This is a genomic window from Arthrobacter sp. BF1 (genome assembly GCF_056680215.1).
Map to the genome: position 1 here is coordinate 2,498,749 of NZ_CM155271.1, position 18,011 is coordinate 2,516,759.

Annotated in this window: 18 protein-coding genes; 6 read left to right on the plus strand and 12 right to left on the minus strand. The window is 65.3% G+C overall.

All coding sequences use genetic code 11. The features are described from left to right. The first annotated feature begins 158 nt into the window (after positions 1-158). From aceE to AC1MCD_RS11780, 6 genes are all read left to right on the plus strand, one after another. The gene (gene aceE, locus AC1MCD_RS11755; RefSeq protein WP_498672130.1) at positions 159-2,927 is read left to right on the plus strand and encodes a pyruvate dehydrogenase (acetyl-transferring), homodimeric type; all 2,769 of its coding nucleotides are present in this window, start codon (positions 159-161) and stop codon (positions 2,925-2,927) included. Positions 2,928-3,112: 185 nt separating this feature from the next. Next, entirely contained in the window at positions 3,113-4,357 is a 1,245-nt protein-coding gene (locus tag AC1MCD_RS11760) for a PucR family transcriptional regulator (protein ID WP_498672133.1), read from the plus strand. A gap of 88 nt (positions 4,358-4,445) precedes the next feature. Then, positions 4,446-5,375: an ACP S-malonyltransferase gene (locus tag AC1MCD_RS11765; RefSeq protein ID WP_498672136.1), complete on the plus strand. Its 930-nt coding sequence runs from the start codon at positions 4,446-4,448 to the stop codon at positions 5,373-5,375. Further along, positions 5,372-6,433 carry a beta-ketoacyl-ACP synthase III gene (locus AC1MCD_RS11770; protein ID WP_498672138.1) on the plus strand — a complete coding sequence of 354 codons (1,062 nt, stop codon included), beginning with the start codon at positions 5,372-5,374 and terminating at the stop codon, positions 6,431-6,433. The genes AC1MCD_RS11765 and AC1MCD_RS11770 overlap by 4 nt, the downstream gene beginning before the upstream one ends. A gap of 82 nt (positions 6,434-6,515) precedes the next feature. Further along, positions 6,516-6,761 carry an acyl carrier protein gene (locus tag AC1MCD_RS11775; RefSeq protein WP_009359314.1) on the plus strand — a complete coding sequence of 82 codons (246 nt, stop codon included), beginning with the start codon at positions 6,516-6,518 and terminating at the stop codon, positions 6,759-6,761. A 153-nt stretch (positions 6,762-6,914) separates the two neighbouring features. After that, on the plus strand, positions 6,915-8,150 hold the full coding sequence (locus AC1MCD_RS11780; protein WP_498672142.1) for a beta-ketoacyl-[acyl-carrier-protein] synthase family protein: 1,236 nt from the start codon (positions 6,915-6,917) through the stop codon (positions 8,148-8,150). 127 nt (positions 8,151-8,277) lie between these two features. On the opposite strand, the gene AC1MCD_RS11785 is transcribed toward AC1MCD_RS11780, so the two are convergent. From AC1MCD_RS11785 to rimM, 12 genes are all read right to left on the minus strand, one after another. After that, a complete protein-coding gene (locus AC1MCD_RS11785) occupies positions 8,278-8,781 on the minus strand; it encodes a DUF3145 domain-containing protein (protein WP_190989835.1) in 504 nt (167 codons plus the stop codon). A 272-nt stretch (positions 8,782-9,053) separates the two neighbouring features. Further along, positions 9,054-9,980, minus strand: a complete 927-nt coding sequence (locus tag AC1MCD_RS11790; protein WP_498672147.1) for a tyrosine recombinase XerC — start codon at positions 9,978-9,980, stop codon at positions 9,054-9,056. Between the two features lie 51 nt (positions 9,981-10,031). Continuing rightward, a complete protein-coding gene (dprA, locus tag AC1MCD_RS11795; RefSeq protein ID WP_498672148.1) occupies positions 10,032-11,216 on the minus strand; it encodes a DNA-processing protein DprA in 1,185 nt (394 codons plus the stop codon). A 13-nt stretch (positions 11,217-11,229) separates the two neighbouring features. Continuing rightward, positions 11,230-12,774, minus strand: coding sequence for a YifB family Mg chelatase-like AAA ATPase (locus AC1MCD_RS11800; RefSeq protein WP_498672149.1), 1,545 nt, complete (start codon positions 12,772-12,774; stop codon positions 11,230-11,232). After that, positions 12,775-13,131 carry a YraN family protein gene (locus tag AC1MCD_RS11805; RefSeq protein WP_498672150.1) on the minus strand — a complete coding sequence of 119 codons (357 nt, stop codon included), beginning with the start codon at positions 13,129-13,131 and terminating at the stop codon, positions 12,775-12,777. A 130-nt stretch (positions 13,132-13,261) separates the two neighbouring features. Beyond that, entirely contained in the window at positions 13,262-13,588 is a 327-nt protein-coding gene (locus tag AC1MCD_RS11810) for a DUF2469 domain-containing protein (RefSeq protein ID WP_111909356.1), read from the minus strand. A gap of 75 nt (positions 13,589-13,663) precedes the next feature. Then, entirely contained in the window at positions 13,664-14,410 is a 747-nt protein-coding gene (gene rnhB, locus AC1MCD_RS11815) for a ribonuclease HII (protein WP_498672151.1), read from the minus strand. 2 nt (positions 14,411-14,412) lie between these two features. Beyond that, positions 14,413-15,231: a signal peptidase I gene (lepB, locus tag AC1MCD_RS11820; RefSeq protein ID WP_498672152.1), complete on the minus strand. Its 819-nt coding sequence runs from the start codon at positions 15,229-15,231 to the stop codon at positions 14,413-14,415. Next, positions 15,232-15,909 (minus strand): signal peptidase I, encoded by a 678-nt coding sequence (lepB, locus tag AC1MCD_RS11825; protein WP_498672153.1) that lies wholly within the window; start codon positions 15,907-15,909, stop codon positions 15,232-15,234. An 85-nt stretch (positions 15,910-15,994) separates the two neighbouring features. Then, entirely contained in the window at positions 15,995-16,354 is a 360-nt protein-coding gene (gene rplS, locus AC1MCD_RS11830; protein WP_164199238.1) for a 50S ribosomal protein L19, read from the minus strand. Positions 16,355-16,603: 249 nt separating this feature from the next. Then, on the minus strand, positions 16,604-17,452 hold the full coding sequence (gene trmD / locus AC1MCD_RS11835; RefSeq protein WP_498672154.1) for a tRNA (guanosine(37)-N1)-methyltransferase TrmD: 849 nt from the start codon (positions 17,450-17,452) through the stop codon (positions 16,604-16,606). Next, a complete protein-coding gene (gene rimM / locus AC1MCD_RS11840; protein WP_498678306.1) occupies positions 17,453-17,998 on the minus strand; it encodes a ribosome maturation factor RimM in 546 nt (181 codons plus the stop codon). Positions 17,999-18,011 lie beyond the last annotated feature (13 nt).

Sequence of the window (18,011 nt, forward strand, 5' to 3'; positions counted from 1 at the left end):
TGGTGACAACTATGCCTGCGGGGCGACCGCCTGGAACTGAATGCAGACATAGGCGTGATAGGACCCTGCCCGGCGCACATGACCGGGCTGTTGTAACCGATACGTCGCACACGTCGCAGTCATCCCGGACAGTCACCCTGCCCGGTGTGAGGGCGCCGATGCATGCGCGCAAAGAGAGGTTGGACGTGGCTGCAGGAGAAGATACCTCCCATATCCTCAGCGGGTTGACTAACCAGCTGCCTGATCGTGATCCGGAAGAGACCGCCGAATGGGTTGAGTCCCTGGACGCACTGATCAGGGAACAGGGCACCGAGCGTGCCCAATACATCATGCGGAGCCTGCTGCAGCGTGCTGGCGCGCAGAGCGTCGGCGTGCCGATGGTGACCACCACGGACTACGTGAACACCATTCCCGTCGACCAGGAAGCACAGTTCCCCGGCAACGAGGAATACGAGCGCCGGTACCGCGCCTACATGCGCTGGAACGCTGCGATCATGGTGCACCGGGCGCAGCGGGCGAACATCGGCGTCGGCGGTCACATTTCCACCTACGCGGGTGCCGCGACCCTGTACGAGGTGGGATTCAACCACTTCTTCCGCGGCAAGGACCACCCGGGCGGCGGTGACCAGGTCTTCTTCCAGGGCCACGCGTCCCCCGGCATGTACGCACGTGCGTTTATGGAAGGCCGTCTTACCGAGGAGGACATGGACGGCTTCCGGCAGGAGAAGTCCAAGGAAGGCCATGCGCTGTCCTCCTACCCGCACCCGAGGCTGATGCCGGAGTTCTGGGAATTCCCCACGGTCTCGATGGGCATCGGTCCCATGAATGCGATCTACCAGGCGCAGTCCAACCGTTACCTGCACAACCGCGGTTTGAAGGACACCTCGGACCAGCAGGTCTGGGCGTTCCTGGGCGATGGCGAAATGGACGAGCCCGAGTCCCGCGGCCTGCTCCAGCTCGCGGCGAATGAAAATCTGGACAACCTGAACTTCGTGATCAACTGCAACCTCCAGCGCCTGGACGGGCCGGTGCGTGGCAACGGCAAGATCATGCAGGAACTCGAAGCGTTCTTCCGCGGCGCGGGCTGGAACGTCATCAAGGTTGTCTGGGGCCGGGAGTGGGATGACCTGCTCGCCAAGGATGACGACGGCTCACTCGTGAAGATCATGAACGAGACCGTCGACGGGGACTACCAGACCTACAAGGCCGAGTCCGGCGGATTCGTCCGGGAACACTTCTTCGGCCAGACCCCGCAGACCAAGGACATGGTCGCGGACCTCTCCGATGATGAGATCTGGAACCTCAAGCGCGGCGGCCACGATTACCACAAGGTTTACGCGGCCTACAAGGCCGCGACCGAGTTCAAGGGCAAGCCGACGGTCATCCTGGCGCACACCGTCAAGGGCTACGGCCTCGGACCGCACTTCGAGGGCCGCAACGCGACCCACCAGATGAAGAAGCTCACCCTCGATGACCTGAAGAAGTTCCGCGACCACCTGCGGATTCCGGTCACCGACGAGCAACTGGAGAAGGATCTGTACCAGCCGCCCTACTTCCACCCGGGCAGCGATGCGCCGGAGATCAAGTACATGATGGAACGCCGGGCCGAGCTCGGCGGCGCCGTGCCGGAGCGCCGCTCCAAGCACCAGGACATCGCCCTTCCCGACGCGAAGACGTATGAAGTCGCCAAGCGCGGTTCCGGCAAGCAGCAGGCGGCCACCACCATGGCATTCGTCCGGCTCCTGAAAGACCTCATGCGGGACAAGAACTTCGGCAAGCACATCGCGCCGATCATCCCCGATGAAGCCCGCACGTTCGGCATGGACGCGTTTTTCCCCACCGCCAAGATCTACAACCCCAAGGGCCAGAACTACCTGTCGGTGGACCGTGACCTGGTGCTCGCCTACAAGGAATCGGCGCAGGGCCAGCTGATCCACCCGGGCATCAACGAAGCAGGCGCCGTGGCAGCGTTCACCGCCGCCGGCACCGCGTACGCCACCCACGGCGTGCCGCTGCTCCCGGTCTACGTGTTCTACTCCATGTTCGGGTTCCAGCGCACGGGCGATGCCTTCTGGGCGGCCGGGGACCAGATGGCCCGCGGCTTCATCATCGGCGCCACCGCCGGCCGGACCACCCTGACCGGCGAAGGCCTCCAGCACGCCGACGGCCACTCGCCACTGCTCGCGTCCACCAACCCGGCCGTGGTCACCTACGACCCCGCCTACGGGTACGAAATGGGCCACATCATGCGCGACGGCATCGAGCGCATGTACGGACCGGAATCCACTGACCGGAACCTGATGTACTACCTGACGGTCTACAACGAGCCGATCACCCAGCCGGCAGAACCCGAGGATCTCGACGTCGAAGGCGTCCTGAAGGGCATCTACCTGCTGGCCCCGGCAAAGATCGACGGTCCCCGGACCCAGATCCTGGCCTCCGGCGTCTCGGTTCCCTGGGCCATTGAGGCCCAGCGGCTGCTCGCCGAAGACTGGGGCGTCTCCGCCGACGTCTGGTCCGTCACGTCCTGGAACGAACTGCGCCGCGACGGCATGGCCGCCGAGGAAGAAGCGTTCCTCAACCCGGGCAAGCCCGCCCGCGTGCCGTTTGTGACCCAGCAACTCGCAGGTGCCACCGGCCCCGTGGTTGCAGTTTCGGACTACATGAAGGCAGTCCCGGACCAGATCCGCCAGTTCGTGCCGAACGAGTTCGCAACGCTCGGCGCGGATGGGTTCGGCTTCTCGGACACCCGCGCAGCAGCCCGCCGCTTCTTCAAGAACGACATCCACTCCATCGTGGTCCGTTCCTTGGAGATGCTGGCGCGCCGCGGTGAAGTTGATGCCCAGGCCCCGGTCCAGGCCATCGAAAAGTACCGGCTGAACAACGTCAACGCCGGTTCCACCGGCAATGCGGGCGGCGAGTCCTGATCCGCTCCCGCTGACTGGCTGTCAGCGGAACTGAACGACGACGGCGGCCCCCACCGAAAGGTGAGGGTCGCCGTCGTCGTTCCCTTGCGTTTGCCGTGCGGACTTCCCCGTGTGATGCAGGTCCACCGCGGTTGTAGCCTTTGCACAAAATGGAGCTTGCGCGGCGGGCACCGTATGCTCGGAAGATGCCTGAGTCAACCACCCCGACCGCGAAGCGCAAGCCAGCTTCGCGCAGAACCGCGCCGGAGAAGTCCGAGACCCTGAAAAAGCTCCGGGCGAGTGTAGGCCAGCTGTCCACCACCACCCTCCGGCAGTTGGAGAAGTCACTCCCCTGGTACTCCCGGCTCAGCTCCGACGAACGTTCGGCTCTGGGCATGGTGGCGCAGAACGGCATCGCAGCGTTTGTCACCTGGTATGAGCGCCCCAGTTCGCCGTCGTGGATCCTCTCCGACGTCTTTGGTACTGCCCCCACGGAGCTGACCAGGTCCATCAGCCTGCAGAAGGCCCTCCAGCTCATCCGGATCGTGGTGGAGGTGGTGGAGGACCAGGTGCCGGTCATTGCCCCCGAAGCGGACCAGCCCTCGCTGCGCGAAGCCGTACTACGGTACTCGCGGGAGGTGGCGTTCGCCGCCGCGGACGTCTATGCGAGGGCCGCCGAATCGCGTGGCTCCTGGGACACGCGGCTGGAGGCCCTGATTGTGGATGCCATCCTGCGCGGTGAAAACACCGACGCGCTGCGGTCCAGGATCGCCGCGCTGGGCTGGAAGGCCCAGGAGCGGTTCACTGTCATGGTGGGAAATTCCCCGTCAGAGCCAAGCGCCAGCTATGTCAGCGAACTCCGACGCCTGGCAGGCCGCTATGCGGAAGACGCCCTGGTGGGCATCCAGGGTGACCGGCTGATCCTGATCCTCGGCGGTGTCCAGGACCGCGAGACCGCATACCTGAAGCTCAGCGAAATGTTCGCCCCCGGACCGGTGGTCTATGGCGCCGAGGCCAGCTCCCTGCTGGAAGCCAGCGGATCAGCCCAGTCTGCTTTCGCCGGCCTGACCGCCGCACGCGCCTGGCCCTCCGCGCCCCGGCCCGTGGCAGCCGACGACCTGCTGCCCGAACGCGTCATTTCCGGCGACGAAGCCGCACGACGTTCACTCGTCAAGAACATCTACCGTCCGCTGGTCGCCGCCTCCAACGGCTTGGTGGAGACGCTGGGAACCTACCTCGAATTGGGCCATTCACTGGAGGCGACGGCGCGGGAACTGTTCGTCCACGCCAACACGGTCAGGTACCGGCTCAAGCGCGTCTGCGACGTCACCGGCTGGGATCCGCTCCTTCCCCGCGAGGCGTTTGTGCTGCAGGCGGCCCTTGTGGTCGGGCGTCTGGCGGCGCCGCCAAAAGCCCCCACCGAACGTCATCCGGCGCGGAACCAGACCTGAGTCGTTGTAGACTTCCTACAATCTGACCCCTTGAGCTTGGTGCAGAGAAACACCGCGGAATGACACAGTAATTTGGAAAGCTGGTTAAGTGCTTGCAATAGTCTGCCCTGGACAGGGCTCACAGACCCCCGGTTTTCTGGCCCCTTGGCTGGAACTGCCTTCGGTAGCAGGCCAGCTGGCCTCCCTCAGCGAGATTGCAGGCATCGACCTGACAGCTCACGGGACCACCTCGGATGAGGAAACCATCAAGGACACCGCCGTTGCGCAGCCCCTGATTGTCGCCGCCGGGCTGGTCGCAGCAAAGTCCCTGTTCGACGTCGAACTGGGCACCCTCCCGGTGATCCTTGCCGGCCACTCCGTCGGTGAGATCACTGCTTCGGCCCTGGCCGGAGTGCTCACCGAGCAGGAAGCCATGACGTTTGTGCGGGAACGCGCCAACAGCATGGCCGCCGCTGCGGCCGTGACACCCACTGGCATGAGCGCTGTGGTGGGCGGGGACCCGGCAGAGGTACTGGCCGCCATCGAAGCATCCGGCGCCACGCCGGCCAACGTCAACGGCGCCGGCCAGACAGTTGCTGCGGGGACGTTCGAGCAGCTCAAAGCCCTGGCGGACAATCCGCCGGCCAAGGCACGCGTCATCCCGCTGAAGGTGGCCGGAGCCTTCCACACCTCGCACATGTCCCCCGCAGTGAGTGCCCTCGAAACACTGAAGCCGGACCTCAAGCCGCAGAAGCCGCAGGTACCGTTGCTGTCCAACTTCGACGGCCGCGAAGTGACGGACGGCGGGGCAGCCGTCGAGAGCCTCATTGCCCAGGTTTCCCGGCCGGTCCGCTGGGACCTGTGCATGGAAACGCTGGTGCAGCGCGGCGTCACCGGCCTGATTGAACTTGCTCCGGCAGGCACGTTGGCAGGTCTCGCCAAGCGCGGCATGCCCGGCGTCAAGACTGTCGCAGTCAAAACCCCGGACGACCTCTCCGCCGCACTGGCACTCTTCGCAGAATTGGAGGGAGACGCATGAGCGTTCCCACGCTGAACCAGCTTCCCGTCAACCAGTACAGCCGAATCCTCGGCCTGGGCGCTTTCCGGCCGGATGTCATCGTCACCAACGAGGACGTCTGCCAGTGGATTGATTCCTCGGACGAATGGATCCGCCAACGCACCGGCATCATCACGCGCCACCGTGCTCCCGCCGACGTTAGCGTCATCGACATGGCAGCAGGTGCAGCGCAGGAGGCACTGCAGAAGGCAGGCATCGAAGCCTCCCAGCTCGGCGCCGTCATCGTCTCCACCGTCACCCACCCTTACGCCACGCCGTCAGCCGCGGCTGCCGTGGCCGACCGGATCGGGGCCACACCGGCACCCGCCTTCGATATCTCGGCCGCCTGTGCGGGGTACTGCTACGGGATCGCACAGGCTGATGCTTTGGTTCGTTCCGGTGCTGCAACGTACGTCCTGGTGGTTGGGGCGGAGAAGCTCTCTGACGTCATCGACAACCGGGAACGCACCATCTCCTTCCTGCTGGGTGACGGCGCTGGCGCTGTTGTCATCGGCCCTTCGGACACCCCCGGCATCGGCCCTTCGGTATGGGGCTCGGACGGCAGCAAGTGGGACGCGATCGGCATGACACGATCCATGCTTGATGTCCGCGACCTCAGCATCGCGGCCCGCCAGTCTGATGAATCCGGCGACTTCGCCCTTCTGGAAGAAGCGCAGGAACTCTACCCCACGCTGCGCCAGGACGGGCAGACCGTTTTCCGCTGGGCGGTCTGGGAAATGGCCAAGATGGCGGAGCAGGCACTCGTGGCGGCCGGCGTCAAGGCCGAAGACCTGGTGGCCTTCATTCCGCATCAGGCCAACATGCGGATCATCGATGAGATGGTCAAAAAACTCAAGCTTCCCGAATCCGTCATCGTGGCCCGGGACATCGCCGATGCCGGTAACACCTCGGCTGCGTCCATCCCCCTGGCCACCCACCGCCTGCTCCAGGAAAACCCCGAGCTCAGCGGCGGCCTCGCGCTCCAGATCGGCTTCGGCGCCGGACTGGTCTTCGGTGCCCAAGTAATCGTCCTTCCATAAAACGTCCCACACAGGCCGCACCCCCGCGGGCTGAACCGTTTCCGGCATCCCCTGCCGGCAATAACAAGAAAAGGAGCCGTCAATGGCTAGCAATGAAGAGATCCTGGCCGGTTTGGCTGAAATCGTAAACGAAGAAACCGGCCTTGCCCCCGAGGCTGTAGAACTGGACAAGTCCTTCACCGAGGACCTGGACATCGACTCCATCTCCATGATGACCATTGTGGTCAACGCCGAAGAAAAGTTCGGCGTGCGCATCCCGGACGAAGAGGTCAAGAACCTCAAGACCGTGGGCGACGCCGTGAGCTTCATCGCCGGCGCACAGGCCTAGTCAAGGCTTCAGCCCTTAGGGCTGACGGGACTGCCGGCCCGCCCTGAGGCGGGGCCGGCAGTCCACCCTATTTTTCCGGGCAGCCAACTGCCCAACATGCGGGACCCCGCCGGAGTTACCGGAACGGCCTGCCCACCGACAGAGAGTGATCCAATGACACGCAAAGTAGTCATTACCGGTCTGGGTGCCACCACGCCCATCGGCGGCGACGTACCGACAATGTGGAAGAACGCCTTGAAGGGCGTCTCCGGTGCCCGCACCCTGGAAGACGAATGGGTCGCCAAGTACGAGCTGCCCGTCCACTTTGCCGCCCGCTGCACCACTCCGGCCCTGGAGGTCCTGAGCCGCGTTGAAGCCAAGCGCATGGACCCCTCAACCCAGTTCGGCGTCATCGCCTCCCGCGAGGCCTGGGCAGATTCCGGCATCACGGAAATCGACCACGACCGCCTGGCAGTGGCTTTCGCCACCGGCATCGGCGGTGTGTGGACCCTCCTGGACGCCTGGGACACCCTGAAGGAAAAGGGCCCCCGCCGCGTCCTCCCCATGACCGTGCCCATGCTGATGCCCAACGGTGTCGCGGCAGCCGTCAGCCTTGACCTGGGTGCCCGCGCCGGCGCCCACACTCCCGTTTCGGCCTGTGCTTCCGGCACCGAGGCTCTCCACCTGGGCCTGGACCTGATCCGCTCCGGCAAGGCCGACGTGGTCATGTGCGGCGGCGCCGAGGCAGCCATCCACCCCATGCCCCTGGCTGCGTTCGCCTCAATGCAGGCGCTCTCCCGCCGCAACGACGACCCCCAGGGAGCCTCCCGCCCGTATGACCTTGGCCGCGACGGCTTTGTGATGGGCGAAGGCGCCGGTGCGCTGGTCCTGGAGGCCGAGGAACATGCCCTCGCCCGGGGCGCACGTATCTACGGCGAACTGGCCGGCACATCCGTGACCGCGGATGCTTACCACATCACGGCTCCGGACCCCCAGGGCCTGGGCGCAACCCGCGCACTCAAGGCAGCCATGTTCGACGGCCGCATCCAGGCCGAGGATGTGGTCCACGTCAACGCGCACGCCACGTCCACCCCGGTCGGGGACAAGCCCGAGTACACGGCCCTCCGCGCCGCTCTGGGGAACCACCTCGACAACGTTGCAGTCTCCGCCACCAAGTCGCAGATGGGCCACCTCCTGGGCGCGTCAGGCGCGGTGGAGGCAGTCCTCACGGTTCTGGCCGTGTACGAACGCAAGGCTCCGGTGACCATCAACCTTGAAAACCAGGATCCTGAGATCCCGCTGGATGTCGTCACCTCGGCCCGGGACCTGCCCGCCGGCGACATCGTGGCGCTGAGCAACTCGTTCGGTTTCGGCGGGCACAATGCCGTCATTGCCGTCCGCAGTGTCTAGCAGCAACGTCGCTGACACCAGAGGAGGCCCCGCTATTGTGCACTGCACAATAGCGGGGCCTCCTCTTTGGCTATGGAGATGCAAGGACGACGGCGGGACTTCCGGGCCGTCGGGCGTCCGGCGGTGGTCAGCCCACCTGGTGCAGCCAGCGGACCGGTGCGCCCTCGGCGGCGTGGCGGAATGGTTCGAGTTCCTCATCCCAGGCCTCACCGAGGGCCAGGGAGAGCTCGTGGTACACCGCGGCGGGATCGCCTGCGCCCGATTCGTAGGCGTAGCGGATCCTGTCCTCTGAGACCATGATGTTGCCGTGGACGTCCGTGGTGGCGTGGAAGATTCCCAGTTCGGGGGTATGGGACCAACGGCCACCATCAACGCCTTGGCTCGGTTCCTCTGTGACCTCATAACGCAGATGTGCCCAGCCACGAAGCGAGGACGCAAGCAAGGAACCCGTGCCCGGGGTCCCCGTCCAGGAAAGCTCGGCCCTAAACATTCCGGGCGCGGCAGGTTGAGGGGTCCATTCAAGATCCGTTCGCTTGTCCACGACGGATCCAATGGCCCACTCGACATGCGGGCACAGTGCCGTAGGGGCCGAGTGTACGAACAGCACACCGCGGGTCATTGCAACAGACATTCCATCCTCCATAGCTGTAGGTACGTCTTCCCCAACGACCTCTGCCTGGATGAAACTGCCTGTGCTGTGCTTCCAGCTGTGGTGTTCCTGCCTGCTTATTAAACTGTGTCCGGACTCACGGTAACGCGCGAAGCGAAGGAGCTTCAAGCGAAACTTGAAAGTTGCCGGACGTGACTCTTATTGTGCCGTACACCGCGTAATTACGCCAGTGCGATTCGGAACAGGCGCCTTGAGGGGGTGTGCTGTCTTCTTGGGACGGCGTCCGGCGGTGGTCAGGCTCGCGGATGAGCCTGCTGGTAGCTTCTGCGCAGCCGCTCCACCGATACGTGGGTGTAGATCTGGGTGGTGGCGAGGCTGCTGTGGCCCAGGATTTCCTGGACGACCCGAAGGTCCGCCCCGCCGTCCAGCAGATGCGTGGCCGCAGAGTGCCTGAGCGCGTGCGGGCCAGTTGCTGAGGTGTCACCCAAGGCGTCGAAGAGGTCTTTGACCACGGTCCGGACCTGGCGCTGGTCAACACGGTTGCCCCTTGAGCCGAGGAACAGGGCCGGACCGCTGTGGCCCGTTGCCAGGAGCGGCCTGCCCCGGCGGAGCCAGTCGTCGACGGCGACCGCAGCCGGAACACCATAGGGGACGGTCCGTTCCTTGTTTCCCTTGCCGATGACGCGGAGGGTGCGGCGGTCCGGGTTGAGGTCGTCCACGTCCAGGCCGGCCAGCTCCCCCACCCGAAGCCCTGTGGCGTACAGGACTTCCACCATGGCGCGGTTCCGCACCGGAATAGGCGAGCCCTCGGCGGCAGCTTCCTCCAGGCTTGTCAGCAGCCGGACCAGTTGCTGCGACTGGAGAACGCCCGGCAGCGACTTTTCGGCTTTCGGTGCTCTGAGCCGGAGGGCGGGGTCCACGGCGATGAGATCTTCGCGCATGGCCCAGGTGGTGAAGGACCGTACCGTGGCCGACCTCCGGGCCAGCGTGGAACGGGACATCCCGGCTTGGCTTTGGGCTCCCAGCCAGCCGCGGAAAGTCCCCAACTCCAATGCCGGCAGATCCGTGATTCCTTCCGAGACGGCGTATTCCAGGAAGCTTCGAAGGTCAGAGAGGTAGGCCCGGCGGGTGTGTTCGGACCGGGCCCGTTCTGCCTCGAGATACCGGCCGAAGCCGGCAAGTGCCCGCTCAAACGGCGGGGGCAGTTCCTGATTCTTCACCGTTCCACTGTCCCAGAATGCCACCGCAAATCCGGTCCGGGACACAGGCTGTTAGCCGGAATCCTTGGCCCGTTTCCAGCCGCCCCGTCCCGACACGGCGAGCCCCAGCAGGCCGAGCCTGCCCAGCCCGGCGCGAACGGATTCGAGGCTGAGGCCTGCGACGGCACAGAGTTTGTCCACCGAGGTGGTGGACCGCAGGGGCAGAGCGTCGAGGAGGATCAGGTCTTCCAAGGTCAGGCCGTCGTGCTCGGCCGCATGCCCCGTGCCTGGCTCGGAAAGGCCATCACCGCTGGGCGAAGCCAGCTCGGCGATCTCGGCGGCATCGGTTACGCAGACCGCGCCGCCATCCCGGAGCAGCCGGTGGCAGCCGGCCGAGTTTGCGCTGTGGACGGACCCAGGGACTGCCCCGACCGCCCGGCCCAGGCTTTCAGCGTGGTGAGCGGTATTCAGCGCACCGGACCGCCACCGGGCTTCCACCACCACCGTCACGGCGGCCAGGGCAGCGATTAGCCTGTTCCGTTGCAGAAACCGGTAGCGGGTTGGCGCCGATCCCGGCGGGACCTCGGCGATCACCGCCCCTTGGTTGCAGACGGCGCGGAGAAGGTCCTCGTTGCCGGACGGGTAAAACCGGTCCACACCACCCGCCATGACAGCAATGGTGGGCAACGGCCCTGATCCCCCGGCCAGCGCTGCCCGGTGGGCGTGGGCGTCGATGCCGTACGCGCCTCCTGAAACCACGGTGAAGCCCCGCTGCGCCAGGGAGTACGCGAGGTCCCCGGTCACCGATGCGCCGTAGCTGGTGCTGTCGCGGGACCCCACCAGCGCCACGCTCCGGGACAAGGCGGGCAGCTCGTGTTCCAGGCCGCGCCACCAGAGGCAGATGGGCTCCTGAATGCCCAGGTCGCCCAGCTGTCCGGGCCAGAGCTCGTCTGACGGGACAATCACGCGGCCACCCAGGCGGGCCATGGTGGCGAGATCGCGTTCGGGTGCGAGATCGGGGATGCGCGGCGCCCAACGTTGCCGTGCTGCCCTCAGGCCGCCCCAGCTGGCACCGGCGCCGTTGTCAGCCAGCAGGCCTGTGATCTCCTGTTCCAGCGCCGGCCCGGGGGTAGCTTGGCCCGTGGCAATCCGCAGGGCGTCCTGGGCGCCGGCCGCCTGCACGAGCGCCAGGCCCGCGGCGTCCTGGGGTTCCATGAGCCGCGACAGCGCGGCCCGGGCAATCCGTTCGTTATCCATGGGTATCCGTCCTTCATGCAGCTGCCGAGGCAGCCTGGCGCAGGCCGAGGGCCTGGCCTATGTCATTGGTGTCCGGAGCGTCGCGGTGCGACAGGTCCGCCAGGGTCCAGGCGAGCCGCAGGACCCTGTCGTAGCCCCTGGCCGTCAGCACGCCCCGCTCCAGGGAGTGGTCCAGGATCCGGGTGGCCGATGCCGGCAGCCGCAAGGCACCGCGCAGAGTCCGGCCGGGCACCTGGGAGTTTGTTTCCAGGCCGAGGGGCCGCAGCCGTTCAGCCTGCCGGCCGCGGGCGTCCCGCACCCGATCCGCCACCGCAGCGGTGTCCTCCTCCGCCCCTGCCTGGCCAAAGTCAGCCAGTGAGACCCGTTCCACCTGCAGCTGGATGTCCACCCGGTCCAAAAGCGGCCCCGACATCCTTGCTACGTAGCGGCGCCTCATCATCGGCGTGCACGTGCAATCCAGACCCTTTCCTGAAGCTTTGCCACACGGACAGGGATTCGCGGCCAGGACCAGCTGAAAGCGGGCAGGATAGGCGGCCGTTCCAGCCGAACGGTGAATCACCAACTCCCCGCTCTCCAGGGGTTGCCGCAGGGCGTCCAGAACCCTGCGTTCGTATTCCGGTGCTTCGTCCAGGAACAGCACCCCGCGGTGGGCGCGTGATGCAGCTCCTGGCCGGGGCAAGCCGGAACCGCCGCCGATGATCGCGGCCGCGGTGGCCGAATGATGGGGGTTTTCGAACGGCGGGCGCCGCAGGAGCTGGGCGTTTGATGAGGGAAGCCCGCACAGCGAGTGGATGGCTGTAACTTCCATGGCCTCGTTGTCAGCCAGGTCCGGCAGGAGCCCTGGCAGTCGCTCCGCCAGCATGGTCTTGCCCGCGCCCGGCGGTCCTGTCAACAGAAGGTGGTGTGCCCCGGCCGCGGCCACCTCCAACGCACGCCGGGCATCGCCCTGGCCGGAGACATCGGCCATGTCCGGCGCAGCGAGGGTGCCCTGTACGGAATCGCCGTGACCTTGTTCATCCTCCGGTTCGAAGTCCAATGCCAGTTCCTGCGGATCCGCTCCGAAGTCGAGAGCAAGCCGGGCCAAGGTCCGGTAACCCCGGACGCTGGCCCCGGGCACCAGAGTTGCCTCGGCGAGATTGGCCTGTGCCACCACCACATCCGGGTAGCCGGCTTTGACAGCCGCCATCACAGCGGGCAGGATGCCGCGTACGGGCCGCAGCCTGCCGTCCAGACCCAGTTCGGCAATGAAGACAGTCCGCTCGGTGGCTTTGATGTCGTTTGCCGCCCTCAGGACCGCCATGGTGACAGCCAAGTCGAAACCCGAACCGCGCTTGGGCAGCGAGGCAGGGATGAGGTTGGCGGTGATCTTCCGTCTGCTCAAGGGAATACCGGAATTTTTGGCGGCCGACCGTATCCGCTCTTTGGCTTCGTTGAGGGCCGCGTCCGGCAGGCCGAGGATTACAAACGCCGGCAACGTCTGGCCAATGTCAGCTTCGACCTCGACGATGTACCCGTTCAACCCCACCAGCGCCACCGAATAGGTCCGGCCCAGCGCCATCTAGCCCACCCCTTTGAGGTGTTCCACCAGGGGTTCGCCGCAGCCGTCATCCACCACGGCGACGACGTCCACGCGCCGCAACGGCATCCGCAGTTCCCGGTCGCGGCACCACGCCGAACCGAGCCGATGCAGGCGGGCGAGCTTGGCTGCACCCACAGCTTCAAAGGGGTGTCCGTAGTCCAGGGAGCGCCGGGTTTTCACCTCGGTGATCACCAAGGCGTCCCCGTCCAGGGCCACGATGTCTATTTCGCCTTCGGTGCAACGCCAGTTCCGCTCCACCACCAGCATGCCCAGCGATTCAAGATAGCCGGCGGCGAGCTCCTCGCCGCGCTGGCCCAACAGGTCTTTGGCTTTCATTTCTACCTCCGCCTCAAGCCTGCAGGGGCAGGACAGCGGGCGGCAGAAAGCTATGCGCCTATGTGGGTAACCTCAGCAGAAACCGCCGCCGTGGCAGCAGTGTGGAGGAGAAGTGGGGCTTCGGCCGGCGTCAGTTGCCGAGGTCAACGTCCTTCGGCAGGGCAAGTTCCTCGTTGCGCGGCAATTCTTCGACGTTGACGTCCTTGAAGGTCAGCACCCGGACGGTCTTCACAAACCGGGCCGAACGGTAGACGTCCCACACCCAGGCGTCCTGCAGCGTCAGGTCGAAGTAGACCTCACCGTCGGCGCTGCGGGCCTGAAGGTCAACGTGGTTGGCGAGGTAGAAGCGGCGTTCAGTTTCGACAACGTAGCTGAAGAGCCCGACGACGTCCCGGTATTCACGGTAGAGCTGCAGCTCCATGTCGGTTTCATAGTTTTCAAGATCCTCAGCGCTCATACTTCCATCTTGCACCATCGGGGAGGCCCCGGGCGCCCCGGCGCAGCATCGCGCGTTGCCGCCCTGCGCCAGGAATCAGAGCTCGCCGCCGAGGAGGTTCCAGCTCACCCGGTGGTAAGGGGTGGGTCCGGCGGCTCGCAGGGCGTCGCGGTGGGTCGCGGTGGCGTATCCCTTGTTGACGTCCCAGCCAAACCCGGGATATTCGGTATGCAGGCCGCGCATCTGCTGATCGCGCTCCACCTTGGCGATCACGCTGGCGGCAGCAACACTGAGGCACTGCATGTCCGCCTTGACCTTGGTGTGGACCGGCGCCTCGCATCCGAGTTCCCGCACCGGCTCGTCGAACAGGGACAGCTGACCTGCCGGCGAGAGCCAGTTGTGGCTGCCATCGAGCAGCACCACGTCCGGACTCACGCCAGCGGCGAGGATTTCCAGCCAGGCCCGTGTTCCTGCGAGCCGCAGCGCGGCGATAATGCCCAGGGCATCAATCTCATGGGCGGAGGCGTGGCCCACTGCCGAAGCCACGCTCCAGCTCCGCACCAAGGGTTCCAGCCGCTCCCTCTCGGCGGGACTGAGCAGTTTGCTGTCGCGCACGCCGGGGAGTGGCTTCTGGCTGAGGAGGTCGACGACGGCAATCCCTACACTCACAGGCCCCGCCAGGGCTCCGCGCCCCACCTCGTCGACGCCGGCCAGGTAGCGGGCACCCTGGGCCTTGAACGTTCGCTCATGCCGCAGCGTAGGGGCTTTGGAACGGGGCCCCGAGGCTGGGCGGGCCGCCGTCTTTGCAGGAGCAGCTGGAGGCGCTGGCGTGGCTGTAGACACAGTTATTTCCCCGCGGGCACGTTCCGGTAGACGTCGGGGTAATTTTCCAGGACAGAGATCCGATTGAGCGGCCACGCGATGACGGCCGCCTTGCCCTCCACGTCCACCAGATCAACAAATCCGCCGTTGGCATCCAGGTGCGAGCGGGAATCAGCCGAATGGTTACGGTTATCGCCCATGACCCAGACCTTCCCTTCCGGAACGACAACGTCAAAGGGGCGGATCTGCGCTACCTCGGCGGTGTTGACGTAGGTTTCATCAATTGGAGTTCCGTTAACGGTCAGTTTACCGGCGTCGTCGCAGCAGATCACGTGGTCTCCGGGGAGTCCGATGACGCGCTTGACGAGGTGCTGTTCCGAGCTGTCCGGCAGCAGTCCCACGAAGGTCAGGCCGTCCTGTACCCAGGTAAAGGGGCCAGTCTCTTTCTCCGGTGCCGCGGCCAGCCAGCCCTGGGTGTCGCGGAAGACCACCACATCACCGCGCGAGAGTGCGAACGGCTCCGGCACCAGGAGGTTTACAAAGATCCGGTCGTTAACGTCCAGCGTGTTCACCATGGACTCTGACGGGATGTAGAACGCCCGGAACAGGAAAGTCTTAATCAGGAAGGACAGCACCACGGCGATCACCACGACTGTGGCTACTTCCTTCAACCAGACAAAAATCTGGTTGGGCCCCCCGTCCTTGGGCTTCGAAGATACCGAGTGCCTCCCCTGTGCCGGCGCCGGCGATGCCTCAGCGCCGCCGTCGGTCACCGGCTGAGCGGCACTTTCTGCGGCGCCATCACGAGGCGTCTCAGGTGTCGGCGCATTGTTCTCGGGCATCTACGGTCCGTTCTCTGTCGTTGGTCCTGCCGCGAGCGGCCGAGGTACTGCAGCAAATCTATCAAGCGGCCAAATGATTTGGACCGGCCTGCCGATGACCCTGGCCAGCGGCACCATACCGCCGCCCGGTGCGCCGAGCAGGCTGCGTGAATCAGCGGAGACCGAGCGGTGGTCACCCAGGAGCCAGAGCCTCCCCTCCGGGACCACGGCAGTGAAGACCTGGGCGCTTGGTTTGTCGCCCGCAAAGAGGTACGGCTCCTCAAGCGCTGTCCCGCTCACGGTGATCTTCCCGTCGGCGTCGCAGCAGATCACAGTATCTCCCGGAAGCCCGATGACCCTCTTGACATAGGTCGTGTCGCTGCCGGTCAGGCCCAGCCACTGGCCGGCCGCAGCGGCGGAGTCCAGCACCGGGCCCTTGCCACTGTTCAGCGGGGCAAAAGATCCTCTGCCGTCGAAAACCACGATGTCGCCCCGGCGGATCGGTTCATTGTGGAAATCGGTCCTGGAGACCAGGATGCGGTCGCCGCCTTCAAGCACGGGCTCCATGGAGTCGGACGGAATGAAATAGACGTCAAGCCAGAGCGAACGGACCAGTCCGCTGACTGCAACGGCGAGGAGAAGCGCCAGGAACGCAAAACGCCAGCCCATTTTTCTGGGCTGGCGTTTTGTCTGGTCCATGATCCGTATTTCCTGGGGCGCTGTTGCTGTTGGCTCCGGCGCTGGCCTGGTACGGCTGGGGCCTGTTTTGTAGGTCCCGGGGGACTTACTTCTTGGGCTGGAAGTCGCGCTTTTCCTTGATCTTGGCAGCCTTGCCGCGCAGATCGCGCATGTAGTACAGCTTCGCGCGGCGCACGTCACCCTTGGAGACGACCTCGATCTTTTCAATGATCGGGGAGTGAACCGGGAAGGTACGCTCCACACCGACACCGAAGGAGACCTTACGGACGGTGAAGGTTTCGCGAAGGCCATCCCCGTGGCGGCCCAGGACGAAGCCCTGGAATACCTGGACACGGGAGTTCTTGCCTTCGATGATGTTCACGTGCACCTTGAGGGTGTCACCCGCGCGGAACTCGGGAACATCGGTGCGCAGCGAGGCTGCATCTACGGAATCGAGAATATGCATTATTGCACTCCTGGTGAACGCCACGGGTCATTCACTTTGGGTCACGGCGGTCAAGCCCGGGGCGCAGGACGCGCCCGGAAATTACCGCCGAAAGTTAAGTGGTCCGGTTCCTTCAATGTTTGAAGGTACCCGGGGTGTCCAGCTGTTGGTTGCGCTCCCCCTGTGGCAGGTGCGGACCCAGCAGACACAAAGACTAATTTTGCCACACTCGCAGTCCTACAGCCAATTGCGTGTACTGCCGCCTTTAGGTCAGGCGGAGACGTCGGTTCCGGCATCGCTGCTCGTAGCGGCGTCGTTTTGGGTAGCGGCGGTGCGGCGGGCATGGAGGTGACCGTCGACGACGTCGTACCCGAGGTCGTAGAGAGCCGAACGGTCGGCACGTGGCAGCTTGCCGGCGTCGAACGTTTCCAGCAGGTCCGGGCGCCGTTCCGCAGTCCGCTGGTACTGCTGGTGGCGGCGCCACTGTGCGATCTTCCCGTGGTTGCCGCTCAGTAATACTGCCGGCACCTCCCGGTCACGCCAGCTGGAGGGCTTGGTGTACACCGGGTACTCCAGCAGTCCGTCGGAGTGCGACTCCTCCACCAGGGACTCGGGGTTGCCCACAACGCCGGGCAGCAGCCTGCCGATGGCCTCGACCATGGCCAGGACAGCCACTTCGCCGCCGTTGAGCACATAGTCACCCAGGCTCATGGGCCGGACGGTGAAGTGTTCCGCTGCCCATTCCATGACGCGCTCGTCGATGCCTTCATAGCGGCCGCAGGCAAAAACCAGCTGCTCCTCTTCGGCGAGCTCATGTGCCAGGGCCTGGGTGAAGCGCTCCCCTGCCGGCGACGGCACAATCAGGACCGGTTTGGTTGCCGTGGCTTCTTTGGCGCTGGCCACGGAAGCCAGAGCCTGCGCCCACGGCTCCGCCTTCATCACCATGCCGGCGCCGCCGCCGTAAGGGGTGTCATCCACGGAGCGGTGTCTGTCCGTGGTGAACTCGCGCAGATCGTGGACGTGCAAGTCCAGCAGCCCGTCCTGGCGGGCCTTGCCAATGAGGGACAGCTCCAGGGGCGCCAGGTACTCCGGAAAGATGCTGACGACGTCGACTCTCATCTACGCGTTGCCCTCAGCGTCACCGGCGGCAGCGTCGTCGGAGTTGATGTCAAAGAGTCCGTCCGGCGGCGTGAGCAGGACAAAGCCCTCGGCCACGTTGACTTCCGGCACGATCTGCTCCACGAAGGGGATGAGGATTTCCTTGCCGTCGGCGTCCTCGACCACCAGCAGGTCCTGGACCGGCATGGTGTGCAGGCCGGCAACCTTGCCCACCACCCGTGAGCCCACACGGGCTTCGAGGCCAACCAGCTCGTGCTCGTACCAGCCTTCGTCATCGTCCTCGTCCAGCTCTTCGGTTTCGATGAACAATTTCGCGCCGCGGAGGGTCTCGGCCTGGTTGCGGGTTTCGATTCCCTCGAACGCGAGCAGCAGGATGTCCTTGTTCCAGCGGGCACTCTCTACAGTCAGGGGCCCGGCAGAGGCCGGCTCCACAACAAACTCGGTACCCGGAACAAACCGGTCGGCCGGAGCGTCAGTGAGCACCTGGACCGTCACTTCCCCGCGGATTCCGTGCGGTTTGCCGATTCGTGCCACCTGAAGCTGCATCTGTTCCTCTGTT

Coding starts and splice junctions, on each gene's coding strand:
- aceE (WP_498672130.1), top strand. CDS start 159: ATGCATGCGCGCAAAGAGAGGTTGGACGTGGCTGCAGGAGAAGATACC.
- AC1MCD_RS11760 (WP_498672133.1), top strand. CDS start 3,113: ATGCCTGAGTCAACCACCCCGACCGCGAAGCGCAAGCCAGCTTCGCGC.
- AC1MCD_RS11770 (WP_498672138.1), top strand. CDS start 5,372: ATGAGCGTTCCCACGCTGAACCAGCTTCCCGTCAACCAGTACAGCCGA.
- AC1MCD_RS11775 (WP_009359314.1), top strand. CDS start 6,516: ATGGCTAGCAATGAAGAGATCCTGGCCGGTTTGGCTGAAATCGTAAAC.
- AC1MCD_RS11780 (WP_498672142.1), top strand. CDS start 6,915: ATGACACGCAAAGTAGTCATTACCGGTCTGGGTGCCACCACGCCCATC.
- AC1MCD_RS11785 (WP_190989835.1), bottom strand. CDS start 8,781: ATGTCTGTTGCAATGACCCGCGGTGTGCTGTTCGTACACTCGGCCCCT.
- dprA (WP_498672148.1), bottom strand. CDS start 11,216: ATGGATAACGAACGGATTGCCCGGGCCGCGCTGTCGCGGCTCATGGAA.
- AC1MCD_RS11800 (WP_498672149.1), bottom strand. CDS start 12,774: ATGGCGCTGGGCCGGACCTATTCGGTGGCGCTGGTGGGGTTGAACGGG.
- AC1MCD_RS11805 (WP_498672150.1), bottom strand. CDS start 13,131: ATGAAAGCCAAAGACCTGTTGGGCCAGCGCGGCGAGGAGCTCGCCGCC.
- AC1MCD_RS11810 (WP_111909356.1), bottom strand. CDS start 13,588: ATGAGCGCTGAGGATCTTGAAAACTATGAAACCGACATGGAGCTGCAG.
- lepB (WP_498672152.1), bottom strand. CDS start 15,231: ATGCCCGAGAACAATGCGCCGACACCTGAGACGCCTCGTGATGGCGCC.
- lepB (WP_498672153.1), bottom strand. CDS start 15,909: ATGGACCAGACAAAACGCCAGCCCAGAAAAATGGGCTGGCGTTTTGCG.
- rplS (WP_164199238.1), bottom strand. CDS start 16,354: ATGCATATTCTCGATTCCGTAGATGCAGCCTCGCTGCGCACCGATGTT.
- trmD (WP_498672154.1), bottom strand. CDS start 17,452: ATGAGAGTCGACGTCGTCAGCATCTTTCCGGAGTACCTGGCGCCCCTG.
- rimM (WP_498678306.1), bottom strand. CDS start 17,998: ATGCAGCTTCAGGTGGCACGAATCGGCAAACCGCACGGAATCCGCGGG.